This is a genomic window from Mycoplasmopsis synoviae ATCC 25204 (assembly GCF_000969765.1).
GTDB classification, from domain to species: Bacteria; Bacillota_I; Bacilli_A; order Mycoplasmatales; family Metamycoplasmataceae; genus Mycoplasmopsis; species Mycoplasmopsis synoviae.
In genome coordinates, this window is sequence record NZ_CP011096.1 from 515,461 (window position 1) to 528,249 (window position 12,789).

The window sequence follows — 12,789 nt, forward strand, 5'->3', positions numbered from 1 at the left end:
TCCTTATTTTCTAAATATCGATTCTGCGCCACCTAATAAAATTGCACTTACAGCTATCATTGCAGAAAAAACTAAAAGGCCTACAAATATCTGAATAAAATAAGCTTTTAGTGATATTGTTCTTTGGTGACTTCTAAAGATATTTTTTTCTCTTTCAAGATCTTCGTTTAAAACAGCATTATTTTCTAGCCGTACTTTTAAATCAACAAAATAATCAATTGATTGTTGAATTGATGCTTTAAAAAAGAAATTTATTTTTTGAGCTCTAATTAATTTTTGAATAACTCTTTCGACTTCTTTAATAAATAAAACCCGATAAAGTCCAAAGTCTTTAGACTCTAGCTTTGGTGGTGGTGTTTTTTTCTTTTTTTTAAAAAAGTTAAACATGATTTATCTCTAAAACGCTAACTGATAAATTCTTTGGAAATTTACCAATTAAAGCTTTAACTCTTTCGTTGATTCTATTGGTTAGCTCTTGCATAATATCAGCAAGGCTAAATTTTTCAATATTTAGTTTTAAATATAAATTTATTGACAGATTTTCATTGTCTTCTTCAAAATTAAGTTCAATAGCAGAGGCTAGGCTTAATTTTTGATTCATTTTAAAAATTACGCTTTGAATTACTTGCAAAATCGCATTTTCTTTAATAAAGGCGTAATTTGAATTATTAATTGAAAGCTTAATTTGATTCATTATTTGCTTTTTCCGACATATTTACCGGTTTCAGTTGAAACGATAATTACATCATTTTCTTTAATAAACATTGGAGTTTCTAATTCAAAATTAGTTTCTAGGGTAACTTTTTTCTGTGGATTAGTAGTGGTATTACCTTTAACAGCGTCAGGAGCGTATGTTACTTTTAAATCAACATTAGCAGGAAGTTCGATATCTAGAATTTCATCTTGAAACATTCTAACTTGAACTTCTAAGTTTTCTTTTAAGAAATTCATCTCTCATTCTACTTTTGATAGATCAATTTCAATTTGGCTATAATCAGAGCTATCCATTAGATAAATATTTGAATCATCTGAATATAAAAAATTCATTTTTCTTTTTTCAATGTGAGCTGGTTCTACTTTATCTCCACCGGTAAATGAAAGAATAGTAGTAGCTCCGGTTCTTAAATTTTTAGCCTTAGCTTTAACGTTGGCTTGACCTCTACCTTGTTTTGAATGAGTAGCTTCTAAAACTACGTAGATATTTCCTGAATCTTGAAATGTAATTCCAGGTTTAAATTTGTTAACTTCAATCATTAAAATCTCCAATTTTTCAATTATCTATTTGTTTATTTATTAGTAATTAATTATATCAAATTTGGGCCAAAATAGGCAAATAAAAAAGCAAGCTCTCACTTGCATATGGTGCCCGGAACAGGACTTGAACCTGCATGCGTTGCCGCACTAGATCCTTAGTCTAGCGTGTCTGCCAATTTCACCATCCAGGCAGCTTTACTATTATATACAATTTACGGTATAATGTATCTATGAATTTAGAAGAAATCTTTTTACGTCAAAAAGCTTTAGATGAAAAAATTCTTCAAAAAAGTAATAGCTTGAGAAGTGAAAAATTAGATAGTAATTATAGATTCAAACTTGCATCAATTGCACTACTAGTTGAGCTTGCAGAATTTGCAAATGAGATAGAATCTTTTAAATATTGAAAAGCTAATAAAAAAGATAATTCGGCCAAAATTCGGGAAGAATTTGCAGATGCACTACATTTTTTAGTAAGTTTTGCAAATGAATATAAAATATGTTATAATATATCCACTAAAATCATTTCAGATGATATAAATATACAGTTAATTGAGATACTAAAAAGCGTTGTAGATTTCTTCAATGACTTAAATAAGGAAAAGTTAACTAAAGCCTTTGAATTGATTTTAGGAATATATCAAATGCTAGGTTATACCGAAGCAGATTTACTTAGTGATTACATTAAAGTAAATGAAAAAAACTTAAAAAGACTTGAAAACAATTATTAGTCTTACTTATGCCCAGGTGATGGAATGGCAGACATGGTAGACTCAAAATCTACTGAAGAAATTCGTGCTGGTTCGAGTCCAGTCCTGGGTACCAAAGTGGCATGAAAATGCCTGTTTGGCTTGGCTAATTGAACCATCAATTAACTAAATTAAAAGCCCTTTAATTAGGTGGGGCTTTTTTATTTGCTTTTTTTTAGATTTTTTGAAAAGAAAAAACCACTTTAAGTGGTTTCTTTTTGACTTTTTTTGCATTTGCAAAAATAAGATTTAATTTCATTTCTTCTAGCGGTAAAATCGAGTATTTCACGAAATTCTTCAAGAAAAGAATTAGTTAATTTATAGTAAATAAAACGCTTATTTTTAGTAAATTCAATTACATTTGAATCAAGTAAAATTTTTAAATTTTTACTTAAATTAGCTTGCTTTACTTTGAATTGTTGAACTAAGTCATCGACGTTGCAATCGGAAATCGAGCATGAATATAAATGCATTACAATTGCAAGTCGAAGCTTAGAAGATAAAAGCTTATAAATTTTATTCATACTACTCATATGACATTGTACTTTCTTTAAATCATGATGGAATTTCACGGTTTTTTTCAAGTCATGAAATCGGATCTAAAATTACAACATCATATTTTTTACTTTGAAGGTATTTAACCTCATCGTAGATATCACCATATCTTTTGATATTTTTTTCATAGTCAAAACTATCGAATTTAATGGCTTTATAAATTGAATTATTTTTAACAATTGCTAGATCTAAAGTAATAGATCCAATTTGATAATCTTTATAGATTTTATATTCTTGATGCTTTGAAGTTACTTCTTTTAAATAACTATAAACGTGATCGATAAAAAATGAATTGTTAAATTTAGAAATTTCGCTAGTTTTTTGTTGACTGTAGCTATGAGTTTTTGATTTAACGTAAACTAGTTTTTGATCTTCTGCTAGATCTAAATAATTTAGTCATTCTCTAAATAGTTTTAAATCTTCATTTTCATTTACAGTAACTTCGCTAGCGTATATTGATTTATAAACAATCATTTTTTCTTTAGCTCTCGATATAGAAACGTTAAGTGCAAAACGACCATTTTTTTGTCCTAGCCGAGTTGATGAAATCATTGTGTTTCTATCATATGAAACTGAAAAAATAATTAAATCACCTTCATCACCTTGTGCGTTTTCGATGTTTCTAATTAAAAGCTGTCCGCTATTTAAAGCTTTAATTAATACTTCAATATTTTTCTCATAAATTATGCTTAAAACATAATCACTTTGTTTTTGGTTAAGTGAAATAAAAATTATTTTTTTGTACTTAGGAAGACTTTCAATTATCTTTTTAATTGAAAATACTGCTTCTTTAAAATTCTTTGAATTATCTCAAACACCATCAACGTTATAAACTTCAATTGAAGGTGAATGCTTACTTGAATTTTCATCAATTGCATCTAAATTAGATGAATAAAAATTCTTTGATGAAAAGTTAATTAAATTAGCTCATTTAGAACGATAGTTTTTATTTAAAAAGACTTTATAAATACCAAGTGATATCGCGTAGTGCAGAAGCGATCTAATAGATCCTAGCACTGTTTCATTTATTTTTCTAGCCACAAATGGAGTATATGGCTGCATTTGCATATCATCTCCTGATAAGATTTTAATCTTACCAAGATATAGCGCTGGAATTCCACGTTCTGCTTGAATTTGAGATGCCTCATCGATTAAAACATAGTCAAAATCATTTTTATTATATTGACTTAAGTTTTCATCGATTTTGGTAATCATTACAGGAAATACATCTTTAATGATTTCTTTAAAAACTCTTACAAATTTATCAGGTGGAAGATTCATAGCATTAGCATTTGCTATGAATTTTTTATATAAATTCATCTTAGATGAATCGTATTGTGATATTAGGTTTTTTAGCCTTGTTAAAATCACGTTAACGACTTCATCTTCTGAAGAAACTGGTTTGAATTTAGCTTTTTCTTTAAGAAGTTTTTCGTAAGTTAGAGCTAATTTTTGAAACTCTATTAGAATGTTAATATCACTACTTTGAAGAAGTTTTAATTCGAATAATTTATCGAATAAAAGAGCTAAATTTCCTTCAAATGAACTGAGCGTATTTTTGATGCTATTTGCAACTTCAATGGCTTTTTTTCTCTTTAAAGATAAAAGAGAAATTTTATTTTCTTTAAGGAATTTTTTAACAAAAAGCTCATCGATTTTTTCAGGAATTTTATAGTTTTCTGAAATACCTAAAATAAATTCAATATCACTGACTTTATAAGTAGGATTATTTTCGGCGTAGTAATATATTGCTTCTAATGCTTTAATAGAATTTGATTTTGAAACAAATTCGCTAGCAAGCTCTATAAATTCAATTTCTGTTTGAGTGAAAACGTTTAACTTTTGTTCTGAGAGATTTTCTCAGTAGTTATCAAAGTTTCCAATTTTATTTAATACGTTAATGATGGGAGCATAGAATTTTTGTTTTTGAGCTTTACTTGTTCCATAGTCATAAAAGTTAAGACAAAATCCTCCTAAGCTTCCTAGACGATTTAATATAACTTCTAGTGCTACTTTTTTCTCTGATGAAATTAAAGTAGTTTTTCCATTAATTAAATTATTGGCAACTATATTTGAAATAACCTGGCTTTTTCCGGTTCCAGGAGGCCCTCAAATAATAGTGTCATGAGTTAATGAAGAAATAATAGCAGCATCTTGGCTTAAGTTAGTGTTTTGAATTTTAACTAACTTGGTATTTGGATCTTTAATTTTTTCTGAAACGCTTTTTTTGTAGATAGTTTTATCAAAAGAAATATTAAACATTGAATCAAGTTCATCGTTTGCGATAATTTCTTTCATTCTTCTACGAGGATAAGCTCCTTGAGGTTGGAATAATCCAACAACGTATCCTGGACGAATTTCAAATTCTTCGTTAGGAAGTTCTAGTGAGTCAAAATCTTCAATTTTGCTTGCGAAATTATCTGGAAAGTTAAATGCACCTTTTCATTCAACTTTCATAGTTTGAATTAAATCATTAATTTTACTATCAACGATATTATCTAAGTTAAGGCTAATGCCTTTATTTTCCATAAATAAAAGTAGCTTTTCGTTAACGATAACGTTTCCGCTAACTTTTAAAATAATTTTTCCACGGCTATAGTCAATATTAGCTTGTTTGAAAAATAGTGGTGCAAATGCTTTATTTTTAATGTCTTGATAAGAGAAAAAGAAAAAACCTAAATATAGCGTATGCGCGCTATTTGTGTGGTAGTTTTTTTCATGATCTTGAGCTAGATCTTTTCATGCAAAAATTCATTCTTTGATTTGTTTTTTTACTCTTGTAATTAAATCTTCTTTAATGATTTCAAAGTTAATTACAAGCTTTTCTTTTTCACGCTCAGTAATTTCAAAGATATCGGTTTCTGCAAAAGCTGCAATCATATCTTTATAGGTTTGCGCTTTTGAGATTTTATCTACGATAGGATCATAAATTTGTGAATTTAAATCAACTTCCATTTCGGCGCTATTTGAAATGGCGTGTATTACTTTTTTACCTAAAGTTTTAGCTAAATCAAAATATGATAAAGTCTTAAGCTCACTAGGCTTTACAAAAATACAACTATCATTTGATCTAAAATTTAATAAATTATCTAGAGCAATTTTAATTTCACTTGAAAAAATTTCATTATCACTTGGTTTATTATTTTGATTCATGTTTTTGCCCCAATAATTTATCGTATGTAACTTGAGTGTATTCACCTAAAACTAAGGCAATAGAATCGCTTTTGAAAAAGATTCCATTAATGCCTTTAAGGCTCATTAATTTATTTTGATCAATTAAAGATTTATCCTCAAAGAAAACTAAAACTCTTGATGTTGTTTTTTCTAAAGATTTTAAATTTTCTGGCCCGCCTAAATATAAAAGAAGCTCTTTAAAATCAAAAGGAAGCTTAGCACTTTGATAAACTGTATTTTCTTTTTTCTCTAAAGCTTTATTTCATTTTCGATAAATAAAACCTAAAGTAAATATGATTAAAAGTATTTTTTTAAGACGAATTTTTAGCATAATTAATTTATATTATATATAATAAATTTTTAAATTTTATATCTAATTGAAAATTAAAAAAGATCCTTCAAGGTAAATGCCCTGAAGATCTTTTTTGAAATTAAGTAATTTTGTTTTTTACGCTTAAATTATATTACTTTAATTACTTTTTGTTTAATTTTTTAGAAGAAGCGCTTCTAGATTTAGTTTTTCTAGCGCTAGTTTCTAGCGCGCTTAAACTAGTTTGCATATCTTGTGAAAGTTGGTTTTTGGTTATATTAGAGTTTAATTGTTGTAATTCTTTTAGGATTAATTCATCTACAGTTAAAGGTTTAACTACAGGTTGAGGAGGGTTTTTTCTATTTTTGTGTTCAACGTAATTATTTTTGATTACAAAAAATAAAAACAATACAACAAATAATAGCACCATTACAATTGCAAATTGGATAACGGTTCCTAAAAATTTACCAATTAAAATACCGTTTTCTAGTTTTCACTCTTGTAGGTTTTTAATACCAAAGGCATTAACGATATAACTAAGTACTACGTCATTTGCAAATGATGAAATCATTGCATTTGTAACTGCCCCAAGTAAAAAGGCAACAGCTAGCAGTAGGAAGTTATTTCTTTTAATATTAGCTTTCGCGTCTTGTCAAGATTTTTTTAAAATTTTATTCTTTGACATAAATCTTTCTTATTTTTTTAGTTCTAAAAATAATTCGCTAAGTTGCTTAGAGCTAATCTCTGAAGGAGCTTTAGTAAATACGTCTTTATTTTTTGCATTTTTTGGAAATGCAATAACGTCTCTAATTGTGCTTTTATTGGCGAGAATCATTAACAACCTATCAAGACCAAGTCCGATTCCGCAATGTGGCGGAAGGCCGTAGTCAAATGCTTTTAAAAAGAATCCGAATTTTTCTTCTTGTTCTTTTTTATCCATTCCAAGGCTTTCAAAAATAAGTTCTTGAACTTCTTTGGAATAAATTCTTGCAGAACCAGAACCTAGCTCAAAGCCATTTAAAACTAGATCATAGCTTTTCGCTTTGATTTGATTTTTAGAAAGACTTTTAAATTCTTCTACTGTGTTTTCAAACATAGTAAAAGGATGATGCGCGGCTTGATAACTTTGAGATTCTTCATCGAATTCAAACATTGGTCAGTTAATAATTCAAGAGAAATTATAACCATTTTTTGCGTAATTAAACATTGAATTTAATTCAACTCTTAAAGCCCCTAGCGCCTTTGAAGCATTATCAAAATTATTAGCAACTATAAAGCAAGTTCCGTTTTTAAAGTTATGATCTTTAATTAGTTTTTCAACGTCACGAGGCGCTTTATTTGTGAAGTTGCTATGAAGCACTTTTCCATTTTCTAGTACAAAGTAAAATAAAATATTTGCACTGTTTTTCTTTGCAATTTCTTCCAAAGCTTTAAAGTCTTTTTTGGTAATTTGCTCGTTAATAAAAAGCATTCTTTTTGACGCTTGCTTTTTAATGATTTCAAAGTTATCTTCTTGGAAATAATTATTTATATCTTGAATTTTTAAATCAAATCTTAAGTCGGGCTTATCTGTTCCATAGTCTTTAATGCAAGTATCAAAATCTAGTCTTTGGAAAGGAGTTTGAATATCGACATTCAAAACTTTTTTAAAGACGTATTTAAATAAGTTTTCAACTAATTTTTGAAAAGCGCTAACTTCTAAAAATGAAACTTCCATGTCAAGCTGAGTAAATTCTGGCTGACGATCTTTTCTTGAGTCTTCATCTCTAAAACATCTTGCAATTTGATAGTATTTTTCAAATCCGGATGCCATTAATAACTGCTTGAAAAGCTGAGGGCTTTGAGGTAACGCAAAGAAGTTATTTTGACTTCTAGTTGGAACTAAAAAATCTCTAGCTCCTTCAGGAGTAGCCTTAGCTAAAATTGGGGTTTCAATTTCTAGAAATTTTTCTTTATTTAAAAATTCACGAATAGCAAAAAATACCTCGCTTCTAAGCGATATGGCATTTTGCATTGACTCTCTTCTTAGATCTAAGAAACGGTATTCCATTCTTAGATCTTCTGAAGCTGAAATTTTTTCTGAAATTTCAAAAGGAAGTTCCTTTGATGAAGATAGTAGCTCGTATTCACTAACTAAAACTTCAATAGTTCCTGTTTTTAAGCTAGGATTGATATCTTTTCTTTTAGAAACTACTCCAGTTACTTTAATTACTGATTCTTTAGATAGCTTTATATCTTCACTAAAAACTAGTTGAATAATTCCGCTATGATCTCTTAAATCGACAAAAGAAATTTTTCCAAATTTTCTTTTGGTTGCAACTCATCCATATAAAGTTACGCTTTTATTAATATAGCTTTCATCTAAACTAGTATTACTTATTTTGCTAAATTTCATATGTTAGTTAATTATATTAACTTTTAGCAGATTTTCTTTTTGATTTTTTAATTTTTTGATCTGAGAAATACACATCATCTTCAGAGTAGTGGAATTGCTTAGCAAATTTTAGCAGAGCCTTGCTATCTCCGAATCTATTTCTAAATGCAGAACACATACACATTAATTCTTTAGGTGACGGTTTAAATAAATTAGAATCAAATAAATTATCAAAGTGTCTTGAATCAAGAAGGCTTGTAAAGTCTAAATGATGGTATTGTTCTTTTAAATCTACATCTTTTTTAGTTCCATATTTAAAGTCATAAACTGTTAGCGAATTATCTTCTTCTAAAGTAACAAAAGCTTTAGAATTTAGTTTTTTAGCTTTTTCAAAAGCTTTGTTTCTATTAGGTGAATCATAGTCAAATAATAGTGATGAAGAAATATGTTCGTTTAGTTGCAAGTTAAAAAATCATACAAAGAAGTTAAGTTTATAACTTGCTTCTGGATGAGCTCAGAAGTAGTATTCATTTTCAGAGTGAGCAGTTTCTAGTTTGTCAAGATGTTCTTTATAAACTTCTTGATCCATTAGGTAGTCTACTACTCTATCAACCCCCATGGCAAAGCCAATTGATGAAGTTTCTGGTCCTTCTAAGTCTTTGATTAAATTAGAATATCTTCCGCCACCGATTATTACGTCTTGCGCTGCTTTTGAATCTTTAATTGAAACTTCAAAAACTAAATCATCGTAGTAGTCTAGTCCTCTTACTACTTGTTCATCGAATTGATATTCAAGTCCGTTGTAAGTGTCAAGGCCTCTTTTGATGTTTTTAACGTATTCTTTGTCTTCTTCGCTGTAGAAATCTGACAATTTTGGCGCGTTTTTAACAAAGTCTTTTTGTGAGTCTTCTTTATCATCTAAAACTCTAAATACGTTTCCAGTTTCTAGTCTTTTTTGTGAAGCTTCTGAAAGCTGGTCTTTGTATTCTAGAAGATATTTATGAAGGGTTTCTTCATATTTTTTTCTAGTTTCTTTATTTGATATGTAATTTAATTTTAAAGTGTATTTAATATGTAATTTTGCTAAAAGCCTAAGTACTAAGGTTATAACGTATAAATCTTTGAAAAAGTCAGCCTTACCGACAAATTCCACTCCAGCTTGAGTGAATTCTCTATAACGACCTTTTTGTGGTCGTTCGTATCTAAATACTTTTCCCACGTATGCATATTTATTTTCAGCACTAGCTGCATGTCATTTATTTTGAACAAAAGCTCTAACAAAGTTTGCTGTCATTTCTGGACGAAGGCAAAGTTCTCTTTGTGATTTGTCTAGAAATTCATACATTTCTTTGTTTCCGATATCGCTTTGTGCTACTGTGCTTTTAAAAAGCTGAGCATGCTCTAAAGTAGGAAGTTCTACATATTCAAATCCATGTAGTCTAACTTCCTTTAAAAATAATGATTCAACTGCGTCTTTTAGAAATGCTTTTTCAACGCCATAATCTTGAGTACCTTTAACTCTTTGATATTTCATAATAAGTCTCCGTTTTTTTGATATTGTTTTTATACTTTTTGATTAGAAAATTAAAAATCATAAGCATGTATTTATTGATAAAAAATTCTTTTATCTTGATTCAGAAATTATCATTTTTTTCTGAAGTCATTTTAATTTCTAATTTCTTTGAAATCAAATTGTATGTCAAATTAATTTTAATTTTATGAGCGGTTTTTTTGTATTTATATTGATAGTAGATATCAAATAAATAGTGGTAATTTTTTGATAAATAATTAATTGTTTCTATTTTTTCTAGCTTTAAATATTTACCAACTTTTTCAAACTGTTTGGTGTTTTTAATAAGAGTTTCAACACCATCTTCGCTAAATTTTGTTTTTTTAGTAGTTTGTCAGAATAAACTTGCAAATTTTTTAACAGTTTTATATTTTAGATTTATTAAATTATTGCTATCCTTATACGCATTTAATATGCTGCAAAAATTCATCAGAAATGCATAATTGCTTTGGAGATTATTAAACGATTGCCCTGATGAATAAAATCCATTTTCATATGCAAGAAGCACATTTGTAAAATTAGCCTGATCAATGTATTTGTAATTGATTTTATAGTTGGTTAGGATTTTATGAACAATGGGGCCTGCGTTATAAGGAATATAAATAAAGTTTTGATTTAATAAATTAAGTTTTTTAAGCGATAGATAGAAATAAGATACATAAATGAAAATTATTTCATCATCGCTTAAGAGTCTAAAGCCTTTTTTGGTTCTAATTACTAGTTTTAGTTTGTGATTAGCATCAAGAATTACTAACACATCGCTTTTATTAAGTGAATTATTTAAAAATTTTTGAAGTGAATATTTTTTCCACTTAGATAATTTTTTATGTAAATTTCACGTATATTTAATGACTTTATAATTAGCTTTCTCTAGCGCTTGGGTTAGAATTTTTTCGTCTAAATTAGATGCTACTAGCATGCTAACAATTAATGAGTCATTGGTTCATTGGCTTTTTTTCAGCAAATTAATTTCGCTAGGTAAAATTGCCGATTCGATTATTTTATTGATATCGATTTTTTTGTTATTATCGATATTTTCTTTAAAAACAAAATCGTGATTTGAATTTTTAAAGTGTTCTAAAATTTCTTCGTATTCTAAAGTAGATAAAAGGAAATTTTTCTTATAAATTTTTAAGTAATATTTATTATTTACTTTATTTTTTTGTAGGAAAATAACGTAATCTAAGTTAAAGGCCTTTGAAACTTGATAAACGACAAAATCATTTGCTAAATCAAGCTTGTAGACATTATTTTCTGAATTAAATAGATAAATATTTTCCACATTATAATTAATTAGTGAAATTGCTTTTCGAACTAAAAATGGACTAATATTTTCATCAAAGTGCATAAAAATGTGTTTATTTTTAACATTTTTAAGCTCACAGAAGGATTTTAATATCCCTAGCAGTGTAAATAAATTTAAATTACTTAAATTATTTTCGGCATCTGAATTAAATTCTAAAGAATAAAAATTAATCTTAGGAAGGGAAAGGTTTTTTTCTAACGCGCTTTGCTCTTTGAAAAACTCAACATCTAAATAATGTTGTGTATATAATCTTTTTCAAGAATCGATTAAATTATTTTTCTGCAAAGTTTATCCTTTCCAAAAGATTTTTAAAAATAATTATTAGCTAACATTATATAACAAAAAAATTAGCGGCGCTAATTTTCCCACATTGTAACTTCCAAGTTGTCACTCTCAAAAAAATATTAAAATTTTTTTGGTAGTTTTTTTTGTTAAAAACTTACTACAAAAAGAAAGAAAAATGCTACTTTGAGAGCATTTAAAAATCATCATTAAAAATTATAGACGAATTTCTTATGATATTCGCAAAAAATAAAATTTTTATTACAAAACTTTAACTTTTCTCTTAGAAAAATGCTAAAGATCTCGGTATTAGTCATTCTTTATTGATTAAAGAAATTAAAAATAATTCAAGTGAATATGGTTATGATGCCAAGCTTGCTCAAAAAAACATGACATTAAAATTCGCTAAAAAAACCACTTTAAACTTAAATCTGAAATTTATAAATTTAAAGAATTTGAAGAAAAATTCTTAAAAATTTATAACTCAAAGAAATGACAGTTGAAAGCACTGCGGAATTTATCAAGCGTAGCTATAGCATTAATGCTTTCAATTAAAACGATTTACAATTGAATTAATTCAAAAAATTGAAAAATAAATCGCAAAAATTTACTTAGAAGCAATTATGTATTTGGCGGCAAAAGGCAAAAATCTCTCCAAAAACGGCTTGCTTAAAAACGCTAAGTTAAGCCTTTTAAAATAGCTCAAAGAAAAAAATTGGCCACTGGGAAGCAAATTTAATCAAAGGCAAAAGAGGAGCTAAGGTTCATTTACTAGTTTTCCAAGAAAAACTCACCAGATTTGTTTTAATTAAAAAAATAATGACTAAAAATCCATAAAACATTAATTTAGAACTTTGGAATTTAGTTAAAGGATATTGAGCTTAATGTCAATCCATTACCATAGATCAAGGCTTAAAATTTAACTTAATTTTTTATATAGGATATAGGTTAAAAATTTATATTTATAAAGCTCATCCTCATGCTTCACATCAAAAAGAAACTACCTAAAATATCAATAAATACATTCGAAGATATTTTAAAAAAAGTACTAACTTTGAAAAAATTGATGACCTTGAAATTTGAAAAGTTTAAAACATATTAAATCTAACTTGAAGAAAATTTCTAAAAAATTGAGAGCATCCAAACGAAATGTTTCATGAATATAATTGAAACAAATATTTATAAAATCCAATTCCTAAAGATATGCCACTATAT

At 27.6% G+C, this 12,789-nt stretch carries 11 protein-coding genes and 2 tRNA genes; 2 read left to right on the forward strand and 11 right to left on the reverse strand.

Going from position 1 to position 12,789, the window contains the following annotated elements; translation table 4 throughout:
* Window positions 1-3: 3 nt before the first annotated feature.
* The 4 genes from VY93_RS02310 to VY93_RS02325 all read right to left on the reverse strand — a co-directional run bounded on the left by VY93_RS02310 (window position 4) and on the right by VY93_RS02325 (window position 1,445).
* On the reverse strand, window positions 4-387 hold the full coding sequence (locus tag VY93_RS02310) for a hypothetical protein (protein WP_020003269.1): 384 nt from the start codon (window positions 385-387) through the stop codon (window positions 4-6).
* A complete protein-coding gene (locus tag VY93_RS02315) occupies window positions 380-694 on the reverse strand; it encodes an MMB_0454 family protein (protein ID WP_020003270.1) in 315 nt (104 codons plus the stop codon). Before VY93_RS02315 ends, VY93_RS02310 begins: the two co-directional genes overlap by 8 nt.
* Window positions 694-1,254 (reverse strand): elongation factor P, encoded by a 561-nt coding sequence (efp, locus tag VY93_RS02320; protein ID WP_020003271.1) that lies wholly within the window; start codon window positions 1,252-1,254, stop codon window positions 694-696. The genes VY93_RS02315 and efp overlap by 1 nt, the downstream gene beginning before the upstream one ends.
* Window positions 1,255-1,360: 106 nt before the next feature.
* A tRNA-Leu gene (locus tag VY93_RS02325) sits at window positions 1,361-1,445 on the reverse strand.
* 39 nt (window positions 1,446-1,484) lie between these two features.
* Here VY93_RS02325 and VY93_RS02330 point away from each other — a divergent pair.
* Together VY93_RS02330 and VY93_RS02335 are read left to right on the forward strand one after the other, a co-directional pair.
* Window positions 1,485-1,985, forward strand: a complete 501-nt coding sequence (locus VY93_RS02330; RefSeq protein WP_020003272.1) for a dUTP diphosphatase — start codon at window positions 1,485-1,487, stop codon at window positions 1,983-1,985.
* Between the two features lie 10 nt (window positions 1,986-1,995).
* Window positions 1,996-2,079, forward strand: a tRNA-Leu gene (locus tag VY93_RS02335).
* Window positions 2,080-2,206: 127 nt separating this feature from the next.
* Here VY93_RS02335 and VY93_RS02340 read toward each other — a convergent pair.
* The 7 genes from VY93_RS02340 to VY93_RS02370 form a co-directional block, all read right to left on the reverse strand.
* A complete protein-coding gene (locus VY93_RS02340; RefSeq protein WP_020003273.1) occupies window positions 2,207-2,527 on the reverse strand; it encodes an ArsR/SmtB family transcription factor in 321 nt (106 codons plus the stop codon).
* A 1-nt stretch (window position 2,528) separates the two neighbouring features.
* Window positions 2,529-5,711, reverse strand: a complete 3,183-nt coding sequence (locus VY93_RS02345) for a DEAD/DEAH box helicase (protein ID WP_020003274.1) — start codon at window positions 5,709-5,711, stop codon at window positions 2,529-2,531.
* Complete coding sequence (locus tag VY93_RS02350; RefSeq protein WP_020003275.1) at window positions 5,698-6,063, reverse strand: hypothetical protein; 366 nt, start codon at window positions 6,061-6,063, stop codon at window positions 5,698-5,700. Before VY93_RS02350 ends, VY93_RS02345 begins: the two co-directional genes overlap by 14 nt.
* A 142-nt stretch (window positions 6,064-6,205) precedes the next feature.
* Window positions 6,206-6,727, reverse strand: a complete 522-nt coding sequence (locus VY93_RS02355) for an MscL family protein (RefSeq protein ID WP_020003276.1) — start codon at window positions 6,725-6,727, stop codon at window positions 6,206-6,208.
* Between the two features lie 9 nt (window positions 6,728-6,736).
* Complete coding sequence (gene aspS, locus VY93_RS02360; RefSeq protein ID WP_020003277.1) at window positions 6,737-8,437, reverse strand: aspartate--tRNA ligase; 1,701 nt, start codon at window positions 8,435-8,437, stop codon at window positions 6,737-6,739.
* Between the two features lie 16 nt (window positions 8,438-8,453).
* A complete protein-coding gene (hisS, locus tag VY93_RS02365) occupies window positions 8,454-9,950 on the reverse strand; it encodes a histidine--tRNA ligase (protein ID WP_020003278.1) in 1,497 nt (498 codons plus the stop codon).
* Window positions 9,931-11,577, reverse strand: coding sequence for an MAG5620 family putative phospho-sugar mutase (locus VY93_RS02370; RefSeq protein WP_020003279.1), 1,647 nt, complete (start codon window positions 11,575-11,577; stop codon window positions 9,931-9,933). Before VY93_RS02370 ends, hisS begins: the two co-directional genes overlap by 20 nt.
* Between the last annotated feature and the right edge of the window lie 1,212 nt (window positions 11,578-12,789).